General features: G+C 67.2%; 21 protein-coding genes and 1 pseudogene. 15 read left to right on the plus strand and 7 right to left on the minus strand.

From position 1 onward, the window contains the following. A pseudogene (locus tag AX744_RS20615) lies at nucleotides 1–319 on the plus strand (hypothetical protein); the annotation flags it as partial. A 43-nt stretch (nucleotides 320–362) separates the two neighbouring features. On the opposite strand, the gene AX744_RS08690 reads toward AX744_RS20615, so the two are convergent. From AX744_RS08690 to AX744_RS08700, 3 genes are read right to left on the minus strand one after another with little or no spacing between them, the layout of a single operon-like run. Then, entirely contained in the window at nucleotides 363–764 is a 402-nt protein-coding gene (locus AX744_RS08690) for a phage holin family protein (protein WP_046748621.1), read from the minus strand. A gap of 57 nt (nucleotides 765–821) precedes the next feature. Continuing rightward, on the minus strand, nucleotides 822–1,184 hold the full coding sequence (locus AX744_RS08695; protein WP_061016345.1) for a type II toxin-antitoxin system death-on-curing family toxin: 363 nt from the start codon (nucleotides 1,182–1,184) through the stop codon (nucleotides 822–824). After that, nucleotides 1,181–1,387 carry a ribbon-helix-helix protein, CopG family gene (locus tag AX744_RS08700; protein WP_061016347.1) on the minus strand — a complete coding sequence of 69 codons (207 nt, stop codon included), beginning with the start codon at nucleotides 1,385–1,387 and terminating at the stop codon, nucleotides 1,181–1,183. The genes AX744_RS08695 and AX744_RS08700 overlap by 4 nt, the downstream gene beginning before the upstream one ends. A 99-nt stretch (nucleotides 1,388–1,486) precedes the next feature. On the opposite strand from AX744_RS08700, the gene AX744_RS08705 reads away from it, so the two are divergent. The 4 genes from AX744_RS08705 to AX744_RS08720 all read left to right on the plus strand — a co-directional run bounded on the left by AX744_RS08705 (nucleotide 1,487) and on the right by AX744_RS08720 (nucleotide 6,140). Then, nucleotides 1,487–2,554: a histidinol-phosphate transaminase gene (locus AX744_RS08705; protein WP_061016369.1), complete on the plus strand. Its 1,068-nt coding sequence runs from the start codon at nucleotides 1,487–1,489 to the stop codon at nucleotides 2,552–2,554. A 106-nt stretch (nucleotides 2,555–2,660) separates the two neighbouring features. Then, complete coding sequence (gene pdhA / locus AX744_RS08710; RefSeq protein WP_061016349.1) at nucleotides 2,661–3,788, plus strand: pyruvate dehydrogenase (acetyl-transferring) E1 component subunit alpha; 1,128 nt, start codon at nucleotides 2,661–2,663, stop codon at nucleotides 3,786–3,788. A gap of 11 nt (nucleotides 3,789–3,799) precedes the next feature. Further along, nucleotides 3,800–4,765, plus strand: coding sequence for an alpha-ketoacid dehydrogenase subunit beta (locus tag AX744_RS08715; RefSeq protein WP_058633009.1), 966 nt, complete (start codon nucleotides 3,800–3,802; stop codon nucleotides 4,763–4,765). A gap of 28 nt (nucleotides 4,766–4,793) precedes the next feature. Next, nucleotides 4,794–6,140 carry a dihydrolipoamide acetyltransferase family protein gene (locus AX744_RS08720; RefSeq protein WP_058632980.1) on the plus strand — a complete coding sequence of 449 codons (1,347 nt, stop codon included), beginning with the start codon at nucleotides 4,794–4,796 and terminating at the stop codon, nucleotides 6,138–6,140. A gap of 391 nt (nucleotides 6,141–6,531) precedes the next feature. On the opposite strand, the gene AX744_RS08725 is transcribed toward AX744_RS08720, so the two are convergent. The 3 genes from AX744_RS08725 to AX744_RS08735 all read right to left on the minus strand — a co-directional run bounded on the left by AX744_RS08725 (nucleotide 6,532) and on the right by AX744_RS08735 (nucleotide 8,327). After that, complete coding sequence (locus AX744_RS08725; RefSeq protein ID WP_061016350.1) at nucleotides 6,532–7,416, minus strand: hypothetical protein; 885 nt, start codon at nucleotides 7,414–7,416, stop codon at nucleotides 6,532–6,534. Next, a complete protein-coding gene (locus AX744_RS08730; RefSeq protein WP_061016353.1) occupies nucleotides 7,410–7,952 on the minus strand; it encodes a DUF6932 family protein in 543 nt (180 codons plus the stop codon). The genes AX744_RS08725 and AX744_RS08730 overlap by 7 nt, the downstream gene beginning before the upstream one ends. A 117-nt stretch (nucleotides 7,953–8,069) precedes the next feature. Continuing rightward, the gene (locus tag AX744_RS08735; protein ID WP_157543563.1) at nucleotides 8,070–8,327 is read right to left on the minus strand and encodes a hypothetical protein; all 258 of its coding nucleotides are present in this window, start codon (nucleotides 8,325–8,327) and stop codon (nucleotides 8,070–8,072) included. Nucleotides 8,328–8,436: 109 nt separating this feature from the next. Between AX744_RS08735 and AX744_RS08740 the strand changes: the two genes are divergently transcribed. After that, nucleotides 8,437–9,429, plus strand: coding sequence for a hypothetical protein (locus AX744_RS08740; RefSeq protein ID WP_157543564.1), 993 nt, complete (start codon nucleotides 8,437–8,439; stop codon nucleotides 9,427–9,429). A 300-nt stretch (nucleotides 9,430–9,729) separates the two neighbouring features. On the opposite strand, the gene AX744_RS08745 is transcribed toward AX744_RS08740, so the two are convergent. Beyond that, a complete protein-coding gene (locus AX744_RS08745) occupies nucleotides 9,730–10,950 on the minus strand; it encodes an ROK family protein (RefSeq protein ID WP_061016357.1) in 1,221 nt (406 codons plus the stop codon). A 100-nt stretch (nucleotides 10,951–11,050) separates the two neighbouring features. Here AX744_RS08745 and AX744_RS08750 point away from each other — a divergent pair, with 100 nt between their 5' ends. The 9 genes from AX744_RS08750 (at nucleotide 11,051) to AX744_RS08790 (ending at nucleotide 20,261) form a co-directional block, all read left to right on the plus strand. After that, nucleotides 11,051–12,370: an ABC transporter substrate-binding protein gene (locus AX744_RS08750; RefSeq protein ID WP_061016359.1), complete on the plus strand. Its 1,320-nt coding sequence runs from the start codon at nucleotides 11,051–11,053 to the stop codon at nucleotides 12,368–12,370. Further along, the gene (locus tag AX744_RS08755; RefSeq protein WP_058632982.1) at nucleotides 12,367–13,305 is read left to right on the plus strand and encodes a carbohydrate ABC transporter permease; all 939 of its coding nucleotides are present in this window, start codon (nucleotides 12,367–12,369) and stop codon (nucleotides 13,303–13,305) included. The genes AX744_RS08750 and AX744_RS08755 overlap by 4 nt, the downstream gene beginning before the upstream one ends. Beyond that, nucleotides 13,305–14,183, plus strand: coding sequence for a carbohydrate ABC transporter permease (locus AX744_RS08760; protein WP_046748628.1), 879 nt, complete (start codon nucleotides 13,305–13,307; stop codon nucleotides 14,181–14,183). The genes AX744_RS08755 and AX744_RS08760 overlap by 1 nt, the downstream gene beginning before the upstream one ends. Nucleotides 14,184–14,223: 40 nt before the next feature. Beyond that, entirely contained in the window at nucleotides 14,224–15,912 is a 1,689-nt protein-coding gene (locus AX744_RS08765; RefSeq protein ID WP_061016361.1) for a glycoside hydrolase family 13 protein, read from the plus strand. Between the two features lie 160 nt (nucleotides 15,913–16,072). Further along, nucleotides 16,073–17,056: a metal ABC transporter solute-binding protein, Zn/Mn family gene (locus AX744_RS08770; RefSeq protein ID WP_061016363.1), complete on the plus strand. Its 984-nt coding sequence runs from the start codon at nucleotides 16,073–16,075 to the stop codon at nucleotides 17,054–17,056. Further along, nucleotides 17,053–17,886: a metal ABC transporter ATP-binding protein gene (locus AX744_RS08775; protein ID WP_058632986.1), complete on the plus strand. Its 834-nt coding sequence runs from the start codon at nucleotides 17,053–17,055 to the stop codon at nucleotides 17,884–17,886. The genes AX744_RS08770 and AX744_RS08775 overlap by 4 nt, the downstream gene beginning before the upstream one ends. Then, the gene (locus tag AX744_RS08780; protein ID WP_371861830.1) at nucleotides 17,883–18,761 is read left to right on the plus strand and encodes a metal ABC transporter permease; all 879 of its coding nucleotides are present in this window, start codon (nucleotides 17,883–17,885) and stop codon (nucleotides 18,759–18,761) included. Before AX744_RS08775 ends, AX744_RS08780 begins: the two co-directional genes overlap by 4 nt. A gap of 46 nt (nucleotides 18,762–18,807) precedes the next feature. Continuing rightward, a complete protein-coding gene (locus AX744_RS08785; RefSeq protein ID WP_045263847.1) occupies nucleotides 18,808–19,224 on the plus strand; it encodes a Fur family transcriptional regulator in 417 nt (138 codons plus the stop codon). Beyond that, nucleotides 19,221–20,261 (plus strand): permease, encoded by a 1,041-nt coding sequence (locus AX744_RS08790; protein WP_082738460.1) that lies wholly within the window; start codon nucleotides 19,221–19,223, stop codon nucleotides 20,259–20,261. Before AX744_RS08785 ends, AX744_RS08790 begins: the two co-directional genes overlap by 4 nt. Nucleotides 20,262–20,264: the final 3 nt, after the last annotated feature.

Consider the following 20,264-nt stretch of genomic DNA (forward strand, 5'->3'; position numbering starts at 1 on the left):
CGAACCGACACTCCGGGAGGAGCAGACGCTGATCCAGCTCCGTCACACCGACGATGTCGTATCGGCGCTCGCCGCGGGCGGGTCGGCAGAGGGGACGGGGTCGCCCGACAGCTTCACCGCCTCGCGGGTCGGTGATCCGGGGGACGGCGTCGAGGACCTGCGGTTGAAGACCCACGGTCTCGAGACGTACATCGAGACCGCCGAGATGGTGGATGCGTCGACCGACCCTCGCGCGGTGGCTCTCGACGGGTACTGGGATGAGCTCGGGCGGGCCGTCGAGGTCGAGCGCACCGAGTACCGCGCGGAGCGGAGCGGGTGACGTGGTGGCTGTCGCCGGTGGTTGTCACCGCGGTGTCAGCGGGTCAGTCGCGACGGCTCTTGCTCTGCGGGCGCAGGATGAATCCGAAGATGCCGTTGATCACCGAGATGATCAGTGCTGCGAGCACGCCCCACCAGAAGTCGCCGACCGTGAGACCCCAGCCGAATCCGCTCGTGATCCAGGCGGTCAGCCACAGCAGGAACCCGTTGATCAGGAAGCCGATCAGGCCGAAGGTGATGATGTAGAGCGGGAACGCGACGATCTTCACGACCGTTCCGATGATCGTGTTCACGAGTGCGAAGATCGCGGCCACCGCGAGCAGGGTCAGCACCAGCTGCAGCGTCTCGCCGGGCGGGAAGGCCCTGATGGTCACCTGCAGGGCAGGGATCAGCGTGACGACCCAGAGGGCGAAGGCGTTGACGACGACGCGGATGATGAAGCGCATAGTCCGACCAGTGTCCCACGGACTCTCGTGCGTGTCAGTGCGAAGTCCGTCGGGTGCTCAGCGGAAGTGAGCGCGCAGAAGCGCAGCGACCTCGTCCAGGGAGGACTTGCTCTGCGCCGTCCGGAGGATGAGGTCGAAGGCAACCTCCGTCTCCATGTCGATGATGACGTTGTTCATCTCGAGGAACGTCAGGGTGAGGACCCAGGAGAAGCGCTTGTTGCCATCAAACAGAGGGTGATTCTGGCTCAGGGACGACAGGAGAGCTGCTGCCTTGACTTCGAGATCCGGGTAGGCCTCGACTCCGAACATCGAACTCGACGGTCGGGCGAGCGCGGAGGAGAGAAGCCCGATGTCTCGGATGTGGAGCCCGAGCTCCTCTGTGATGCCTACTGCGTGCGGAAGCTCGACATATCGAGTCACGCGTCTTCGAGTTTCTTGAGGAGATCTGCGTATCGGTCAGCCACCCCGCGGGCGATCGACACGGCCTGCTCGGTCGTGACCTCCTCGCGGAGAAAGCGGTCCGTAGCCTCGATGAGCAGTGCGTGCTTGGACGTGTGTCGCCTCGATGCCAGCTCGCCGAGCTGGGCATCGAGTTCTTCCGGGAGTCGCACCGTCATCGCCATACCAGAATGGTACCACCGGGCATCGAGCCGCGACAGGGGGCGAACGAGCGCGATCCGTCCCCTCGGGCTGTGCTCGCCCGCCCTCGTAGACTCGACCTCGTGACCGAGCCGATCCTGCCCCGCATCCGTCCCGCCATCGCCGCTCTCGCTCCGTATCGCCAGGGAAAGCAGGCCGGCCCCGATGCGTTCAAGCTGTCGAGCAACGAGAACCCGTTCGACCCGCTGCCGTCGGTGCTCGACGCGCTGCAGAGCACCACTCCCATCAACCGCTACCCGGATGCCACCGCCGGTCGCCTGCGCGCGCGTCTCGGTGCGCGCTACGGGGTCGAGCCCGACCAGGTGCACGTGGCCTCGGGCAGCGTGTCGATCCTGCATCAGCTGATCCTGGCCACCGCCTCGGTCGGCGACGAGGTCATCTACGCGTGGCGCTCCTTCGAGGCGTACCCGAGCCTTCCGCTCGTCGCCGGAGCGACCGGTGTGCAGGTGCCGCTCACCGCCGACTCCCGCCATGACCTCGAAGCGATGGCGGATGCGGTGACCGAGCGCACCCGCGCGATCATCCTGTGCACGCCCAACAACCCGACCGGTCCGATCATCACCTCGGCCGAGTTCGCCGCCTTCGTCGCGCGGGTGCCCGGCGACATCCTGATCATCCTCGACGAGGCCTACGCCGAGTTCGTCACGGCGCCGGGTGCGGTCGACGGTCTGGCGGAGCGCGTGTTCGAGCAGCACCCGAACGTGGTGGTGCTGCGCACCTTCTCGAAGGCCTACGGTCTCGCCGGGCTGCGCGTCGGCTATGCGATCGGGCACGAGAAGGTGCTCGACGCCGCCCGCACGACCGGCATCCCGCTCTCGGTCACCTCCGCTGCCGAGAACGCCGCGATCGCCAGCCTCGACGCCGAATCGGAGCTCCTGGAGCGCGTCGCCGTCATCGTCGAACGCCGCGGCCGTCTCGTGGAGGGGCTTCGTGCACAGGGGTGGGAGGTGCCGGACTCCCAGTCGAACTTCGTCTGGCTGCCCGCGGGCGAACGCACCGACGAGGTGGCTGCCGCATTCGTCGAGAACGACCTCATCGTGCGTCCGTTCTCCGGCGACGGCATCCGCATCTCGGTGGGCGAGGAGGACTCCATCGCCCGCGTGCTCGAGGTCGCCGGCTCCCTCCGCTGAGTCGCCGCATTCCGCGCGTTCTCGCGGATTTATCCGGTTTCCAGGCATTTACGAGGGCGTCCTAGGTATGCGTGACCTGGCATGCGGGCGCGGGTAGCGTGAGAGCGTGACCACCTCCGAGACACCCCTTGTGAGCGTTCTGGACGAGACCGGACGGTACGCTCCGTCCGCCGCCGCAGAACGGTACCTTCCTCTGATCGACGCGATCGGCGATGCGGAACTCGAGCAGTTCTACCGGGACATGGTCGTCATCCGGGCCATCGACACCCAGGCGACGAACCTGCAGCGGCAGGGCCAGCTGGCTCTGTGGCCCCCGAGTCGCGGGCAGGAGGCGGCGCAGGTCGGCTCCGGGCGCGCGCTCCGCGCGCAGGACACGATCTTCCCCTCCTACCGCGAGCACGCCGTCACCCGCATCCGCGGCGTCGATCCGGTCGACATCATCAAGTTGATGCGCGGAGTCTCGCACGGCGGGTGGGACCCGACCGACCCCAAGAACGGCAACACCCGGCTGTACACGCTGGTGCTCGGATCGCAGGTGCTGCACGCCGCGGGCTACGGCATGGGCCTCGCCTTCGACGGACGCACCGGCTCCGGTGATCTCGACCGCGACGAGGCGGTCATCGTCTACTACGGCGACGGCGCATCCAGCCAGGGCGACGTGCACGAGGCGATGGTCTTCGCCGCGAGCTACCAGGCTCCGACGGTGTTCTTCCTGCAGAACAACCACTGGGCCATCTCGGTGCCCGTCTCCACCCAGTCACGCGTGCCGCTCGTGCAGCGCAGCGCGGGCTACGGCATCCCGAGCGTCCGTGTCGACGGCAACGACGTGCTCGCCAGCTACGCCGTCTCCCGTGTCGCGCTGGACGAGGCCCGCGAGGGCAAGGGGCCGCAGGCCATCGAGGCCGTGACATACCGGCTCGGCGCCCACACGACGAGCGACGACCCGACCAAGTACCGGGGCAGCGACGAGGAGCAGCACTGGGCCGGTCGCGATCCCATCGTGCGGATGCGGGCCTTCCTCGAAGCGCGCGGAGCGTCGGAGCAGCTGTTCGCCGATGTCGAGGCCGAGGCGGCCGATGCCGCAGAGGATCTGCGCGCCCGCACGGTCGAGCTCGGGCCGCCCAGCGCCGACAAGATGTTCGACCACGTGTACAGCGAGCCGCATCCGCTGATCGACCAGCAGAAGGCCTGGCATGCGCAGTACGAGGCGTCCTTCGAAGGAGGAGCCCAGTGACTCTGGAGACGATGCCGCTCAGCAAGGCGCTGAATGCGGGTATGCGCAAGGCGATGGAGAACGACCCGAAGGTCCTGCTCATGGGCGAGGACATCGGCAAGCTCGGCGGCGTCTTCCGTGTGACGGAGCATCTGCAGCGCGACTTCGGCGACCGCCGGGTGCTCGACACCCCGCTGGCCGAGTCCGGGATCGTCGGCACGGCGATCGGCATGGCGATGGTTGGGTACCGCCCGGTGATCGAGATCCAGTTCGACGGATTCGTGTTCCCCGCGTTCGACCAGATAACCACGCAGCTGGCGAAGCTGACCAACCGGCATGAGGGGGCGATCAGCATGCCGATCGTGATCCGCATTCCGTACGGCGGACACATCGGCGCGGTCGAGCACCACCAGGAGAGCCCGGAGGCGTACTTCGCGCACACCCCCGGCCTGCGTGTGGTGTCGCCGTCGACGCCGAACGATGCGTACTGGATGATCCAGGAGGCGATCGCGTCGAACGACCCGGTGATCTTCATGGAGCCGAAGAGCCGGTACTGGCAGAAGGGCGAGGTCGAGCTCGACGCCTCGGCCGTTCCACTGCACTCCTCGCGCGTCGTGCGCACGGGCAGCGACGTGACTCTGGTCGGACACGGTGCGATGGTCACCACTCTCCTGCAGGCCGCCGCGCTCGCCGAGGCCGAGGGCACGAGCTGCGAGGTCGTCGACGTGCGCTCGATCTCGCCGGTCGACTACGAACCCCTCCTCGACTCGGTGCGCAAGACCGGACGCATGGTCTATGCGCAGGAGGCCCAGGGCTTCGGCAGCATCGGCGGTGAGATCGCCGCGACCGTCATGGAGCGCGCGTTCTATGCGCTCGAGGCTCCGGTGCTGCGCGTCTCCGGCTACGACACCCCGTTCCCGCCCGCGAAGCTCGAAGGCGCATACCTCCCGGATGCCGACCGCATCCTCGAGGCCGTCGACCGCTCGCTGGCATACTGACACTTCCGCTCGGCCGAAAGGACTCGTCATGAGCACGCAGAACTTCACCCTTCCGGACGTCGGAGAAGGCCTGACCGAGGCCGAGATCGTGGCCTGGAAGGTCGCTCCTGGCGACACCGTCGCGATCAACGACGTGGTGTGCGAGATCGAGACGGCCAAGTCGCTCGTCGAGCTGCCGTCGCCGTACGCGGGCGTGGTGGGCGAGCTCCTCGCTGCCGAGGGCACGACCGTCGAGGTCGGCACCCCCATCATCACGTTCCTGACCGAGCCGGCGGCCGGCACTGCGGCCGCTCCGGCTCCTGCAGCGCCGGCGGCGGAAGAGGGCGGCGGCTCCGTGCTGGTGGGCTACGGCACGGGAGGCGGAGCCACCTCGCGGCGCAAGCGTCCGGCCGAGCGACCCGTCCGCTCCTCGGTGGGGGTGATCGCGAAGCCGCCGATCCGCAAGCTCGCGCGCGACCTCGGCGTCGACCTCACCGCGGTCGCCGCGACTGGTGCCGACGGGGAGGTCACGCGCGACGACGTGATGAAGCACGCCTCGCAGGCGAGCGTCTTCCGCAACATCGAGACCCCCGAGTGGGGGACCGTGCGCGAGGAGACGGTGCCCGCCCCGCAGGCCGCGCCGGCAGGACTCGCTCGCGGCCTCACCGCAACGCGTCCGTCGGCTGCAGGTGACGACCGCACCGAGTCGATCCCGGTCAAGGGTGTGCGCAAGGCCACGTCGTCGGCGATGGTGCAGAGCGCGTACTCGGCCCCGCACGTGACGGTGTGGAAGGAGATCGACGCCACCCGCACGATGGATCTCGTCAAGCGCCTCAAGGCCTCGCCCGACTACGCCGACATCAAGGTCTCGCCGCTGCTCATCATGGCCCGCGCCGTGATCTGGGCCGCCCGTCGCACCCCGATGGTCAACGCCGCCTGGATCGAGACCGAGTCCGGAGCCGAGATCGCCGTCCGCCACTACGTGAACCTCGGTATCGCCGCCGCCACCCCGCGCGGCCTGCTCGTGCCCAACATCAAGGACGCGCAGGACCTGAGCATGAAGGAGCTGGCGCGGGCGCTGAACCGTCTCACGCTCACGGCCCGCGACGGCAAGACCCCGCCGGCCGATCAGCAGGGCGGCACGATCACGATCACGAACATCGGTGTGTTCGGGATGGATGCCGGCACCCCGATCATCAACCCCGGCGAGGCGGGCATCGTGGCGATGGGGACCATCAGCCAGAAGCCGTGGGTCGTCGACGGCGAGGTGCGCCCCCGTTGGGTGACCACGGTGGCCGGATCGTTCGACCACCGCGTGATCGACGGCGACGGCATGAGCCGCTTCATCGCCGACGTCGCCTCGATCCTCGAGGAGCCCGCACTGCTGGTGGACTGATGTGAGACGTCGGGCCAAGCGATGCAGATGACGGCTAAAGTCGATCCGCGCCAAATCATGTGCACCTAACCAAGTAGTTGCTCTCGCAAGGGCAAGCTTCAGTCGATGAGATTCTCGGTGGTGAGTCACGCATTCTGACCCAGCGGGATCGAGCCGTCGCTAACGCGGTCCTAAACGTGACGGGTGGATCGACCGGCAAGCAACTCACAGACCAGATCCACGGTGAGGCGCCGTAGCAAGCCAACTGCGACGGCGATGAAGCCATCCCAACGGTGTCATCTCGCACACGCATCTCGCGGGCTACTGCTCGAAGAAGTAGTCAAACCCGTGAGTTCTGCTCGCAACACCTTGGGTTGGCGGCTTTGACCCGCTCTGGATTGAACGTTCGCACCTAGACGAGGCTCGCATCCGGAGCGATGGACTTCAGTGCGTAGCTCGGATGCGACTTCGAGCCGTCAGCGCGCAGCAGGATCAAACGCTCGATGCGGGCGACGACCTGCTGGCCGACGAGGCCCATCACGGTATCCATCTGCTCCTCGTCAATTGCTCCACTGAACTCCTGGGTAGTGCCGCGCTCCTCGATGTAGAAAAGCCGCCGCCGGGTGCGCATGCCGTCGAGGATTCCGAAGACCGTGAGCATGTCCCGCTTGTCTTGAGTGCCTGCGAGGAGCGCTGGCACTTCTCGGGCCTGTTCGACTGTCAAAACGGAAGTCTCGGGAGTTGTTCCACCTGTGGGTTGCATCGAGAGCGACATGGAGGCTGCATCCCCAAGCGATTCGGCCAACTTCTTCACTGCTGACCGGTACTGCGGCCGGCGGCTGGGGAGTGACTGCAGCGTCCTCTCGTCGTCGGCGGTCTCCGGGAGGATCTCGATGAGCTCACGCACTGCGTTCTCGGTCAGACCAGCCACCGGCGTCTGTTCAATGGTGTCGGTCGGCACCACCTGCTGGGGCAACTCGAAGTAGAGGGTGCCACGCGACTGGCCAACGGGGAGGAGCGGCGCTCGTTCCAATAGTGAGCTCTGGACGGTGATTGCCGCGTTCTTCGGGTCGAGGATCGCCTTCGCTGCCAGCGCGGTCGCATGCTGTAGAGCTGACGTGACCTGGGCGACCACGGTCGCGGTGAGCTCGCCAGTGATGTCGACGCGAAGTTGTGTCGCCGGCAAACTGAACTTCTGACGATAGGCGGTCAGAGAGCTGCGGCGCAGGCGGTTGAGACGGCTGTCGTCGTCAGGAATTCCGGCGAGATGCGTGCTGATGTCGTCTCGTATCACCACTCCACCTCCAGCACCCCGCGGTGGCCAAGAATCTCTTGCCCTGTGGGAAGAGTAACTCCACCCATCCACATCGTCATCTGCTCTACATCGTCAGGAACGACGAAGTAGGACTCTATGCGTCCACCGAACGGGTGCAGCACTTCGAAATAGTCCGCGCCAAGCGAACCTACGATGACATCGTGAAGCGAGGAGCAGAGCTGGAAGCGATGCTCCTCAGCATCGGTCCAGAGTTCGACTGCGCTTGGCTCATCGGGCACGATGGCAACCTCGACCGCGTCGCAGGGACCGGCCTGCTTCGAGACGAAGGTTCCAGCGAGAAGAAGTCGACCGCTCGGGAAGAGCTGCTTCGCATGCTGTAGAAGTTGCTGCAGGCCAAGCCAAATCGTTCGACGGTCCCAGTCCAGCGTGAACGATACGAACTCTCGGTAGATGTCTTCCATCTCGACGAAATGGCGTCCAGGCACCAACCAGCCAGAGTTGTCATCCAAGAGCTCCGTGAGTTCAGGTTCTTCCCCAATGAAGTGTTCTTCCCCCATGAAATGGAGTATGGCAGATTGTGCGCATCGGAAGCGTCTTGGCCATGCGGCGCAACGCGCGCCGATGTCGATAAAGCACTATGCCGTGTCCAAAGCCGAAGTAGCACGGATCGATGGTCAAGCGAGTATAGTCGCCCAGATGAGTCCGGCCGTGCACAGGACGAGCCCTACGGTCGCGAAAACCAACGCCCAGGACGCAACGCCGATTCGCCGTGACATCTCCTCGTCCAACTCGGCGCGCTTCTCGACGATCCATAGGTCGAGGACCGACTGGGCGCCCCAGGAGACGTTCCCGCCACCCACGCGCCTCAGCACTTCACCGAGGCGTTCGAGGTCGTGATCCGTGGGTTCGGTTTCTAGGGAGCGTCGCTTCATGCCGTCACCCTCCCACATTCTCAGCGGGGGACAAGGGCGGAGTGCCTCCGATGATAGCTTCCCAAGGCTGTGCAATCTCCCCTCCGCTGCTGCTGCTTCAATGGGTTGCATGCCACCCGCTCGTAACCCGCTTCGTGACCACCTCATCGAAGCCGCGGCTGAGACTGCGCGTTCTGTTCTTGACAACGTCCATGCGACGGACAGGTTGCGCCAGTCGACATCTGCGATCCATGCAGGTATGTCTCTGGAGTTCCTCTTGCGGGCAGTGGTCGCTGATCTTGCTCCCGCACTTGTCTTCGCAGTCCGGAACCAATCAGAGGCAGTGATGCGCGTGATGGTCAGCGCGCAACAGAAGACTGAACTCGACCTTGCATGGTTACACGAGCAGCGCAGCGCCGAGGCATCTACGATCCGGGCGGCGGCCGAGCGCCTCATCCCTGCGCTAGAGGCACTACGGACAGAGATTGCGGGCGTCGTAAAACACCGAGACTCCGCCGTACATATGTACAGTGCGGCAACGGCGGATAATCGTCAAGCCGCCGCGACCCTCACGCGGGTTGCATCGCTCGTCCTGAAACACCTTGGTCATGACGATAAGCAGTTCTGGGCCTCGGATCGGATGGATCTGGTGGGAGCTTTGCTCGATGAGCATGATGACGCACGCCGAGCAGACGTTGCCGTTCGAGTGCGCGCGTGCAGGCTGAAGGCCGAAGGGCTGGCTGAGCGGCTTGCCGACAACGCGGAGTTCGTCTTCCAGCAGATGGAAGCGCAGGAGACGGCAATAGCTCCGCTAGGTTGGGCCAAGGAGCCGGCAGACTGCCCCGCCTGCGAGCGTCTCGGGACGCTGTGGGTAAAGGGCGAGCACGACTACCTCGACTTGGCTGATATAGAAGTCGAGCTCGATGAAGAGGGGCTCCTTAGTGGCGCTCTCGTGCCGCAGGAGGTGGCATCGGTCGTATTCGGCTGTCCCGTGTGCGGGCTTGCCCTCAACAACGACGAGATCGGTGCCGCGTATCCCCACCTCCTCGACGTCGACGTCGACGTATCCCGAATCTCGGCGGGTGAGTACAGAGAGATCGTGGAGATGTACCTTCCGCACTAGTTCCCGTGTCGCGCACGGGAGCAACTCTGTTGACGATCCTCGTGCCAGTCGCCATCACTACAGTGCAGCGCTCTCATGGATCAACTGGAGCGACTATCAAGGCGAGTCATAACTGATGGACGCTGTCCCGGCCCCCGCGGCATCAGGCGAGAGCGCGGGATCAAGCCAACGAGGCGCGGATATGCCTGTTCTCGCGTGATGGCCTGATGCGGCGCGACGGGAACGGACGAGCGACCGCGCAGTGGTGACTGACGCGACGCGCTCTGGCGCAGGCGTTACGCGACGCGCTCTGGCGCAGGCCTACGCGCTTTGGCGCAGACGTTCCTCCGCCAACCGCGGCACCGCGTGCTCCCTGGCCGCGCGTCGGGCGGTCGCCACGGCCCCGCGTGAGACGACCTCCGCGCCGAGTGTCGACGCGAGGATCTCCGGAGCGGGCAGGTGCAGCTCCTGGGGGAGGATGCGGCGGGCCGCGGTCAGCACGGGCTCGATGCTCTCGGCGACCGCTCCGCACACGATGACGCGAGCCGGGTCGTACATGCTGCCGAGCACACCGACGACGCGGGCCACGGTGGCCCCGACGCGGGAGGTGATCAGCACCGCGTCCCGGTCGCCCGACGCGGCGAGGGTCAGCACGAGTCGAGGGTCGATGCGACGTGTGCCGACGAGGCGTCCGACGGCGCTGTCGTGAGAGATCTCACCGGAGTCGACTGCCGCGCGCACCTGGTCCTGTACGGCATAGCGCAGGCCGAACGCCGAGCCGACACCCACGATGTGGTCGAACACGACGCCCTCGCCGACACCGCCGTGCGCGCCGTGCAGCACGTGCCCGTCGACCACCACGCCGCCGCCGAAGCGCTCGCTCGCGAGCAGGGCGACGTAGTCGCGGCATCCGATCGCGGCTCCCTCGGCCCCTTCGGCGATCGCGGCGAGCTGGGCGTCGTTCTTGATCTGCACGACGGGTGCCCAGCCCTCCAGTGCCTCGGCGAGCCCGGGGTTCGTGCGCTCCCAGAAGCCTTCCGGGTGCGGGGGCGAGATGCCGTCGCGGTTCACCGGTGCCGCGACCCCGACGCACACGGCGAGCACCTGCTCGCGCGCGACCCCGGCTTCGGTGAGCGCATCGCCGAGGCGCCCGAGGATCGTCGCGCGCCGCTCGGAGACCGTCTGCGTCGGATCGAACTCCACCCGGTGGTGCACGAGCGTCTCGTCGAGCAGGTCGGCCACGGTCACGGCGAGGTGGGTGTCGCCCGCATCGACGCCGATCACGACGCCCAGGTCGGCGGGCAGCACGAAGCGGCGAGAGGGTCGCCCTGCGCGGTAGGTGCCGGCGGCGCGGGCGTTGGGGAGTTCACGGAGGATCTCCGCGCCGACCAGGGTGTCGATCGCGTCGATGGCGGTCGAGCGGGTCAGCGAGGTGCCGGCCATGGCCTCGGACGCGGTGAACTCGCCAGCCGTCCAGGCGAAGTCGAGCACGGCGCTCACGCTCGCTCGACCGGTGCCCAAGCCTGCGGAGACATCTGCCACGGCGCTTGACCTTCCTCTCGTCCAATGAGAGAGTACCGTTCGACAGAGTAAATTCGCTCACTAGATTTAGTGCACGGATCTACAGGATGGAAGGACGACGGTGTCTGGCACACGAACACGCGCGGCGCGAGCGGTGGCCGCGGCCCTGGGGGTCACCCTGGTCGGCACGGCGCTCGCGGGATGCGCCCCCGGCTCGGGAGCGGAGACCATCCGCTTCACCTTCAGCAAGCGCGAGGCGATCGAGTTCATGACCGCCCTCGTCGCCGAGTACAACTCCTCGCAGAGCGACGTGAAGGTCGAGATCGACACCTCGGGCGTCGACGTCGTCTCGGCGAGCTTCGTGCGGGGCAACCCGCCAGACGTCATGCTCGCCAACTACAACTACGAGATCGCCCGTTTCGTGCAGCGGTGCGCGCTCACCGATCTCTCCGAGACCGACGCCGCTGCGGGCATCCGCGATGACCTGCAGCCGCTCATGGACCAGTACGGCTCCTGCGAGGGCCGCACCAGCGCCCTGCCGTACTCGGTGATGGCCGCCTCCGTCATCTACAACAAGGAGATCTTCGACGCTCAGGGCCTCGAGGTGCCGACGACGTGGGACGAGCTGCTTGCGGTGTGCGAGCAGCTGAAGGCCGCCGGCATCGACCCGTTCTACGGCACCTTCAAGGACGACTGGACCGTGGGCCAGGGCTGGTACGACTACACCGCGGGCGGCTCCGTCGACGTGATCGACTTCTTCGATGCGCTCGCGGACGAGGGTGCCGACGTCGGTCCCGACTCCGAGGTCTCGTTCTCGAAGGACTTCGCCGAGCCGATGGACAAGATGCTGCAGCTCGCGAACGACTACACCAACGCGGATGCCCCGAGCCGTGGCTACGGCGACGGCAACCTGGCCTTCGGCAAGGGCGAGGCCGCGATGTACCTGCAGGGTCCGTGGGCCTTCAGCGAGATCGCGAAGACCGCACCCGACCTGCAGCTGGGCACCTTCCCGCTGCCGATGACGAACGACCCGGCCGACGTCGGGGTGCGCGTGAACATGGACCTCGCCGCGATGATCCCCGAGGGGTCGCGCCATCAGGAGGCCGCCCGCGACTTCCTCGAGTTCCTCTACGAGCCGCAGAACATCGAGGAGTACAACGCCTCGCAGCTCGGCTTCACGCCTACGAAGGGCGCTTCCGCCCCCGACGACCCCCGGGTCGAGGGGATGGTCGAGTACTACGACAACGGGCAGATCTATCAGGGCCCGTCCGTGCTCGTGCCCAAGACGCTTCCGATGATGAACTACGCGCAGGCGATGGTACTCGGGGCTTCTCCGACCTCGATCCTGCGCACCATGGACGCCGACTGGGCACGCATCGCCTTCCGGGCGCCGATCCCGTCGACCCAGGACAACGCCGCCGGCGAGGAGGGCGCATCATGAGCACCACGACAACTCCCTCTGCTTCCGACAGCACGACCGTCATCGTCACGGGTGGCGACCGGAAGCTGCGACGCCACACGCGCCGCGTCGAGCCGATCTACTACCTGTTCCTGCTGCCGACGCTCGTGATCTTCACCCTCGCGATCACGGTGCCGGGGGTCATCGGCATCTTCTTCAGCTTCACCGACTCGATCGGCATCGGGGAGTGGAGCTTCAACGGACTGACCAACTACATCGCGCTGTTCAGCGATCCCTCGATCCTGCAGAGCTACCTGTTCACGTTCGGTTTCTCGATCGCCACGGTGATCGTCGTGAACGTGATCGCCTTCCTGCTCGCGGTCGGACTCACCTCGCGCATCCGCTTCAAGACGGGCCTGCGCACCATCTTCGTGATCCCGATGGTGATCTCGGGCATCATCATCGCCTACGTCTTCAACTTCCTGTTCTCCAACTCGATCCCGGCGGCGGGAGCAGCAGCGGGCATCCCGTGGCTCGAGACCAGCCTGCTGGCCAACCCCGACCTCGCCTGGATCGCGATCGTCATCGTCACCGCCTGGCAGGCCGTGCCCGGCACCCTGCTGATCTACATCGCCGGCCTGCTCTCTGTCCCCGGCGAGGTGTACGAGGCGGCGAGCATCGACGGCGCCAGCAAGACGCAGCAGCTCACCCGCATCACGTTGCCGCTCGTCGCGGGATACGTGGTGATCAACGTGATCCTCGGGTTCAAGGGCTTCCTGAACGCCTACGACATCATCGTCGGTCTCACCAACGGCGGGCCGGGCACATCGACCCGCAGCGTCGCGATGACGATCATCGCGGGCTTCAACGGCGGCGACTACGCCTACCAGATGGCCAACGCGACCATCTTCTTCATCGTCGCCGTGCTCATCTCCCTCCTCCAGCTGTCGCTGACGCGCGGAAGGAACGCACTCTGATGTCGACGCAGACACTCACCACGATCCCCACCTCAGGGAAGAAGCCGCGCATCCGCATGGAGCGCGTGAACTGGTCGGGCACGATCATCCTGATCCTGTGCGCCGTCACCGTGCTCCTTCCGCTGTACGTGACCATCTCGATGGCATTCAAGACCACAGGACAGGCGGTCGACGGCAACGCCTTCTCTCTCCCGGCGCCGTTCAGCATCGACGGCTTTGTCGAAGCCTGGACGCTCACGAAGTTCCCGGTCGGCGCGGGCATCTCCCTGCTCGTCACGGCGGGCACCGTGATCGCGACCATCGTGCTGGCGGCCTTCGCCTCCTACGCCATCGTGCGCAACTGGGACCGACGGCTGTTCCGCTACTCGTTCTTCTACCTGCTCGCGGCGATGTTCATCCCGTTCCCGGTCGTGGCCCTGCCGCAGATCCAGCTCACCGGACGCGTCGGACTCGACAACCCGTTCGGCGTGATCATCCTCGCCACCATGTTCCAGCTGAGCTTCAGCGTGCTGCTGTTCACGGCGTTCCTGCGGTCGATCCCGATCGAGCTGGAGGAGAGCGCGCGCATCGACGGAGCGACCACCTGGCAGACCTTCTGGAAGCTGATCTTCCCGCTGCTCGCCCCGATGAGCGCGACCGTCGGCATCTTCGCGTTCCTGTACGCCTGGAACGACTTCATGATGCCGTCGCTCATCATCGCCGACCCCGCGCTGCAGACGCTCCCCGTTCGGCAGAACCTCTTCCAGAACCAGTTCAGCAACAACTACAACGTCGCCTTCGCCTCGTACCTGATGGCGATGGCCCCCGCGATCGTGGCCTACCTGTTCACGCAGCGGTGGGTCATGGAGGGCGTCACGCAGGGCGCCGTCAAGGGCTGACACCGCACGACCACCGCAAGAGAGAAGGAGTTCTCCCCTCATGACCGACGCGCTTCTCGTCGAGACCCGCACCGCCGAAGACGCCGCCTGGTGGCGTCAGGCCGCCGTCTACCAGATCTACCCGCGCAGCTTCGCCGATGCGAACGGCGACGGCATCGGCGACATCCCCGGCATCGTCTCCCGGGCCGACTACCTCCAGGGCCTCGGCATCGATGCGGTATGGCTCAGCCCGTTCTACCCGTCCGCACTCGCCGACGGCGGATACGACGTGGCCGACTACCGCGACGTCGACCCGCGGCTCGGCACGCTCGACGACTTCGACGACATGGTCGAGGCGCTGCACTCCCGCGGCATCCGCGTGATCGTCGACATCGTCCCGAACCACTCCTCCGACCAGCACGAGTGGTTCCAGGAGGCGCTCGCCGCCGGACGCGGGTCGGCCGCGCGCGAGCGCTACATCTTCCGTGAGGGCACCGGTTCCGACGGCTCCGAGCCGCCGACCGACTGGGAATCCGTGTTCGGCGGCAGCGCGTGGGAGCGGGTGGCGGACGGGCAGTGGTACCTGCACAACTTCGCCGTGGAGCAGCCCGACCTGAACTGGGACCACCCCGAGGTGCGCGCCGACTTCCTGAAGACCCTGCGCTTCTGGTCGGACCGCGGCGTGGACGGGTTCCGCATCGACGTCGCCCACATGCTCACGAAGGACCTCAGCGAGCCGCTTCCCTCGCGCGCCGAGCTCGACGCGATGGACCGCACCTCGGGCACGCACCCGATGGTCGACCGCGACGACGTGCACGAGATCTATGCCGAGTGGCGCTCGGTCTTCAACGAGTACGACCCGCCGCGCACGGCCGTGGCCGAGGCGTGGGTGGACACCCCGGAGCGCCGTGCCAAGTACGCCTCGGCGGAAGGACTCGGCCAGGCGTTCAACTTCGACCTGCTCGTGGCCGACTTCGACGCGCGGCAGTTCCGGAGCATCATCGCCGACAACCTGCAGCAGGCGCAGGAGACCGGATCGTCGACCACCTGGGTGCTGTCGAACCACGACGTCACCCGTCATGCCACGCGTTACGGCCTCCCGGCCCTGAACGGACGACCGGTCAAGCAGGGCACGGAGTGGGTCAAGGCCGGCGGTCCGGCGGACGGCCTCGACCGCGAGGGCGGAGTCCGCAGGGCACACGCCGCGACCCTGCTGCTGCTCGGCCTTCCCGGCAGCACGTACCTCTATCAGGGTGAAGAGCTCGGCCTGCACGAAGTGGCGCAGATCGCGCCGGAACAGCGTCAGGACCCCGGGTTCTTCCGCGGTGCGGAGTTCGACGGGCTCGGCCGTGACGGATGCCGTGTGCCCCTTCCCTGGACGGCGGCCGGCTCCTCGTACGGCTTCGGCGCCGAGGGCGCGCACCTGCCGCAGCCCGAGTGGTTCGCGGAGTACGCGGTCGACGTGGAGGCCGCCGATCCGGCGTCGACGCTGTCGCTGTACCGCGAGGCCCTGCGCCTCCGACACTTGCTGCAGACCGGAGAGACCCTGGAGTGGATCGACACCGGACGTGCCGACGTGCTGCGCTTCACCCGGCCGAACGGATGGCAGGTCGTGTCGAACTTCGGCACGGAGCCGTTCGACCTCGGGGATGCGGCCGCGGATGTCGTGCTCGCGAGCGCCCCGCTCGACGGCTCTGCACTCCCCGGGGAGGCCACGGCCTGGATCGCACCGGCCGGTCTGCTCGGCTGAGCTTCCGCCCCTTTGCCGAAACGGAGATGATCCGCGCCCCGCGCGGGGTGTCGAGCACTGACACGCCGCGCGGACGTCGGGTCGTCTCCGTTTCGGCCGTGGGTGACCGAGCGGCCGAGGCGATTTGATAATGGTTCTCATTAGCGTTTAGAGTGAGGGCATGAAGAAGCCCGTCGTCGCCCTCGCCCTCGCATCCGTCGCCGCACTCACGCTGGCCGGATGCTCGACCCCCTCGGCGGGAGAGGGCGACGACGGCACCATCACGGTGGTGGCGAGCACGAACGTCTACGGCGACATCGCGTCGACCATCGGTGGAGACCGCGTCGACGTGCAGTCGATCATCACGTCGGCGTCGCAGGATCCGCACTCCTACGAGGCGAGCGCCCGCGACCGGCTGACCGTGCAGAAGGCCGACCTCGTGATCGAGAACGGCGGCGGGTACGACGCCTTCATCGACACGCTGCTGCAGGATGCGAAGGATCCGCACGTGGTGACGGCCGTCGAGTACTCGCACGACTTCCCCGGCAACGAGGGACACGACGACGAGGGACAGACGGACGAGGCCGACCACGAACACGCCGAGGGCGAGGACGGCCACGAGGGGCACGACCACATCGAGGGCTTCAACGAGCACGTGTGGTTCGACCCGCACACGATGATCCATGTCGTCGAGGCCATCGCTGATGAACTGACCGAGCTCGACCCCGACGGCGCGAAGGAGTTCGCCGCCAACGCCGCCACGCTCACCGCCGACCTCGAGGGCTTCGAGACCGAGCTCGCGACCCTCAAGGCGGAGGTGCCGAACGTCAACGTCTTCATCACAGAACCGCTGCCCGGCTACCTCGCGGCCGCCGCCGGATTCACCGACGTCACCCCGGAGGGCTTCGCCGAGTCGGTCGAAGAGGGCACTGACGTCGCGCCCGCCGTGCTGCTCGAGGCGCTGAACGTGATCGACAGCGGACAGGTCACCGCGCTGCTGACGAACGCCCAGACCGGGGGGTCCGAGACCCAGCGCGTCGAGACCGCGGCGAAGGACGCCGGGGTTCCGGTCGTCGCCTTCACGGAGCTGCTCGAGGACGGATCGTCGTACTCTGAGTGGATGAGTGACGCGATCAAGAGCCTCGCCGCCGCCGTCCAGCCGTGAGCGGCGCCCTTCAGCGCGAGAAGCCGGTACTCCAGATATCCGACGCGTCCCTGCACCGCGGGGATCGCGAGCTGTGGTCCGGCCTCGATCTCACGGTCGAACCGGGGGAGTTCATCGCCGTGCTCGGTCCTTCCGGATCGGGCAAGACCACGCTCCTGCGCAGCATCCTCGGCCTGCAGCCGCTGTCATCCGGGACGATCCGCGTGGCGGGTGAACCCGTCCATCGGGGCAACTCCCGCATCGGGTACATCCCCCAGCAGCGGAATCTCGCCCCCGACACGAGCATGCGGGCCCGCGACCTGGTCGCCCTCGGGGTGCAGGGCAGCCGCTTCGGCTTTCCCATCCCGCACCGCGGCGACCGGGCGAAGGTCGACCGACTGCTCGACGCGGTCGGTGCCTCCCACTTCGCGGATCGCCGCGTCGGACTGCTCTCGGGCGGCGAACAGCAGCGGCTCCGGGTCGGCCAGGCCCTCGCCGACGAGCCCGCACTCCTGCTGTGCGACGAACCGCTGTCGAACCTCGATCTCGCCAACCAGGTCGCCGTGACCGACATCATCGACCGTCAGCGCCGTGAGCGCGAGGCGGCGGTGCTGTTCGTCACGCACGACATCAACCCGATCCTGGGCCGGGTCGACCGCATCCTCTACATCGCCGGCGGGCGGTTCCTGCTGGGAACCCCCGACGAGGTGCTGCAGACCCGCGTGCTCACCGACCTCTACGGCACCCCGGTGTTCGTGCTCCGCGCCGGAGATCGTCTGGTCGTCGTGGGCGTGCCGGACGCCGAGCCTCACCACGATCACGGTGATCACGCGCACGGGGGAGCGGCATGAACGCGGCGGCAGCCATCGCGCCCATGGTCGGCTGGGATGACATCTTCTCCTTCCAGGACTACGGCGAGCTCGTCGCCCTGCTCGCGAACTCGATCATCGCGGGAGCCGTGCTCGGGATCGTGGGCGGCCTGATCGGCGTCTTCGTGATGCAGCGCGACCTGGCCTTCGCCGTGCACGGCGTGAGCGAGCTCTCCTTCGCGGGGGCGGCGGCGGCCCTGCTCTTCGGCGGCAGTGTGGTGGCCGGATCCCTCGGCGGTGCCCTCGTCGCCGCGATCCTGATCGGCGTGCTCGGGGCCAAGGCCAGGGACCGCAACTCGATCGTCGGTGTGCTCATGCCGTTCGGTCTCGGTCTCGGAATCCTGTTCCTGTCGCTCTACGACGGCCGCAGCGCCAACCGCTTCAGCCTGTTGACGGGGCAGATCGTCTCGGTCTCGAGCCCCGACCTCGGGTGGCTGATCGGCATCAGCATGGTCGTGCTCATCGGGCTGCTGGTGATGTGGAACCCGTTGCGCTTCGACTCGCTCGACCCGGAATCGGCCGCCGCCCGCGGGGTGCCGACCCGCGCCGTGAGTCTGCTGTTCATGGTGCTGCTCGGCCTGATCGTCGCCGTGAGCGTGCACATCATCGGCGCGCTCCTCGTGATGGCACTGCTGGTCACGCCGGCCGCCGCCGCGATGCGCGTCACGGCCGGCCCCATCGCGGTGCCGTTGCTGGCTGCGCTGTTCGGGTTCGTCTCCGCGGTCGGCGGCATCCTGCTCGCCCTCGCCGGAACGCTGCCCGTGAGTCCCTACATCACGACGCTGTCGTTCACGATCTACGTGATCTGCTGGATCGTGCAGCGCTCGCGTGCCAGGGTTCGCCGGGTCCAGGCCTGAGATCCACTCCCAGCCCCCGCTGATCGCCGCGGCCTAGACTCTTCTTATGGCTCAGCGGAACACCTGGCAGCGCGAACGCGTGCGCGAAGCACTCGCCGACGCGCGCGGATTCGTGAGCGCGCAGAGCCTGCACGCCTCGCTGCGCGATGACAACACCGGCATCGGCCTGGCCACGGTCTATCGCGCCCTCGCCGGGCTCGCCGCCTCCGGAGACGCCGACTCGCTGCAGAGCCCCGAGGGTGAGGCGCTCTACCGGGCATGCACCACGCAGGGCCACCACCACCACCTGATCTGCCGGTCCTGCGGTCTGACCGTCGAGATCGAGGCCAAGGACGTCGAGCAGTGGGCGCACCGTACGGCTGCCCTGCACGGATTCACCGAGGCCGCGCACGTGGTCGACATCTTCGGACTGTGCACTCCGTGCGCGAACAAGCGCGATGCCGAGAGGGCCGCGTCCGCGTGAGCTCCTCGGCAGCAACGGCGACCCGTCACGGCCACTCCCATCGCCCGGCACCCTCGCCGCGTTCGGCATGGATCGGTGTCGGCCTCGGTGTGGCCATCATCGCCACCCTGTTCCTGATCGATGCCTTCCTGCCGAAGCTGTTCCCCGCCTCACTGCCCACCCGCGCGCAGGACGGCCTCACGCTCGCGCTGAGCGTGCTCATCGAAGCCCTGCCGTTCGTGATCCTCGGTGTGCTGCTGTCGATCGTGGTGCAGGTCTGGCTTCCTGCCGACGTCATCCACCGCTGGCTGCCGAAACGCGCGTGGGCCCGTCGTGCGGTGCTGTCGCTGCTCGGCATGCTGATCCCGGTGTGCGAGTGCGGCAACGTTCCTTTCGCCCGTGGACTCATGATGCGCGGCCTCGCGCCGGCGGAGGCGATGACATTCCTCATCGCCGCACCGATCGTGAACCCGATCGTGATCCTCACCACGCACGCGGCGTTCGGCTGGGACGGCGGCATCCTCGTCGCCCGCCTGGTCGGCGGCTACCTGATCGCCAACCTGATCGGCTGGATCTACAGCCGCCACCCCGACCCCGACGGCATGCTCACGCAGCGTTTCGTCGACACCTGCGATCGGGTGACCCACGAACCGGGAACCCCTGTGCGCCGCAGCCTCACGCAGTTCCTCATCGAGCTGCGCGCCGTGATGCCCGCGCTCGTGATCGGCTCGGCGCTCGCCGGAGCCGTGCAGGTGCTCATCCCGCGGGAGTGGCTGCTGGCGATCGGCTCCAACCCGGTGCTGTCGATCGTCGCGATGATGGCCCTCGCGATGACGGTGGCCATCTGCTCGAATGTCGACGCCTTCTTCGCGCTGTCGTTCGCGTCGACGTTCTCGTCCGGCGCGATCGTGGCCTTCCTGCTCGTCGGGCCGCTCGTCGACATCAAGATGCTCGCGCTCATGCGCACGACCTTCACGGGCCGCACGCTCGTCGGGATCGTCGGCATCGTGCTCGCCGCGGCCTTCGCCATCGGGATCGGGGTGAACGTCCTTGTCTGAGCA

This window comes from Microbacterium sp. CCH5-D1 (genome assembly GCF_001557335.1).
GTDB lineage: Bacteria > Actinomycetota > Actinomycetes > Actinomycetales > Microbacteriaceae > Microbacterium > Microbacterium oxydans.

Excerpts from the sequence above, each read along its gene's own strand:
- AX744_RS08690 (WP_046748621.1), bottom strand. The coding sequence starts at position 764 with ATGCGCTTCATCATCCGCGTCGTCGTCAACGCCTTCGCCCTCTGGGTC.
- AX744_RS08700 (WP_061016347.1), bottom strand. The coding sequence starts at position 1,387 with ATGGCGATGACGGTGCGACTCCCGGAAGAACTCGATGCCCAGCTCGGC.
- AX744_RS08715 (WP_058633009.1), top strand. The coding sequence starts at position 3,800 with ATGCCGCTCAGCAAGGCGCTGAATGCGGGTATGCGCAAGGCGATGGAG.
- AX744_RS08720 (WP_058632980.1), top strand. The coding sequence starts at position 4,794 with ATGAGCACGCAGAACTTCACCCTTCCGGACGTCGGAGAAGGCCTGACC.
- AX744_RS08730 (WP_061016353.1), bottom strand. The coding sequence starts at position 7,952 with ATGGGGGAAGAACACTTCATTGGGGAAGAACCTGAACTCACGGAGCTC.
- AX744_RS08735 (WP_157543563.1), bottom strand. The coding sequence starts at position 8,327 with ATGAAGCGACGCTCCCTAGAAACCGAACCCACGGATCACGACCTCGAA.
- AX744_RS08740 (WP_157543564.1), top strand. The coding sequence starts at position 8,437 with ATGCCACCCGCTCGTAACCCGCTTCGTGACCACCTCATCGAAGCCGCG.
- AX744_RS08755 (WP_058632982.1), top strand. The coding sequence starts at position 12,367 with ATGAGCACCACGACAACTCCCTCTGCTTCCGACAGCACGACCGTCATC.
- AX744_RS08760 (WP_046748628.1), top strand. The coding sequence starts at position 13,305 with ATGTCGACGCAGACACTCACCACGATCCCCACCTCAGGGAAGAAGCCG.
- AX744_RS08765 (WP_061016361.1), top strand. The coding sequence starts at position 14,224 with ATGACCGACGCGCTTCTCGTCGAGACCCGCACCGCCGAAGACGCCGCC.
- AX744_RS08770 (WP_061016363.1), top strand. The coding sequence starts at position 16,073 with ATGAAGAAGCCCGTCGTCGCCCTCGCCCTCGCATCCGTCGCCGCACTC.
- AX744_RS08780 (WP_371861830.1), top strand. The coding sequence starts at position 17,883 with ATGAACGCGGCGGCAGCCATCGCGCCCATGGTCGGCTGGGATGACATC.
- AX744_RS08785 (WP_045263847.1), top strand. The coding sequence starts at position 18,808 with ATGGCTCAGCGGAACACCTGGCAGCGCGAACGCGTGCGCGAAGCACTC.